Annotated in this window: 1 protein-coding gene; it reads right to left on the bottom strand. The window is 64.9% G+C overall.

Annotation, left to right across the window (positions count from 1 at the left end):
* A partial coding sequence (locus tag RHOFW104R8_RS10830) for an elongation factor Tu (protein ID WP_068094649.1) occupies positions 1-821 on the bottom strand: 821 nt, incomplete at its 3' end.

The raw sequence follows: 821 nt of genomic DNA, 5'->3' as shown, positions 1-821 counted from the left end.
CCCGCCTGGCCCTGGTCCAGCAGCTTGCGGAACATTTCCACGCCGGTCACCGTGGTCTTCTGCGTGTCGCGGATGCCGACCACTTCGATTTCGTCGCCCACCTTGATCACGCCGCGCTCGATACGGCCGGTCACCACCGTGCCGCGCCCCGAGATCGAGAACACGTCTTCCACCGGCATCAGGAACGGCTTGTCGATCGCCCGCACCGGCTCCGGAATGTAGCTGTCCAGCGCATCCACCAGCTTGATGATCGCCGGCACGCCGATTTCCGACTGGTCACCCTCCAGCGCCTTCAGCGCCGAACCGTGGATGATCGGCGTGTCGTCGCCCGGGAAGTCGTACTTGGAGAGCAGCTCGCGCACTTCCATCTCGACCAGCTCGAGCAGCTCCGCGTCATCGACCATGTCCGCCTTGTTCAGGAACACCACGATGTACGGCACGCCCACCTGGCGCGACAGCAGGATGTGCTCGCGCGTCTGCGGCATCGGGCCGTCCGCCGCCGAGCACACCAGGATCGCGCCGTCCATCTGCGCCGCACCCGTGATCATGTTCTTCACGTAGTCCGCATGGCCCGGGCAGTCCACGTGCGCGTAATGCCGCTTCGGCGACTCGTATTCCACGTGCGCCGTCGAGATCGTGATGCCGCGCGCCTTCTCTTCCGGCGCCGCGTCGATCGCACTGTAGTCCTTGAACTCGCCGCCAAAACGCTCCGCACCGACCTTCGTCAGCGCCGCCGTCAGCGTCGTCTTGCCGTGATCCACGTGACCAATCGTGCCGACGTTCACGTGCGGCTTGGTGCGTTCGAATTTACCCTTTGCCAT

This window comes from Rhodanobacter sp. FW104-R8 (assembly GCF_001617365.1).
Lineage (GTDB): Bacteria > Pseudomonadota > Gammaproteobacteria > Xanthomonadales > Rhodanobacteraceae > Rhodanobacter.
This window is presented reverse-complemented; position numbering and strand designations above follow the sequence as displayed.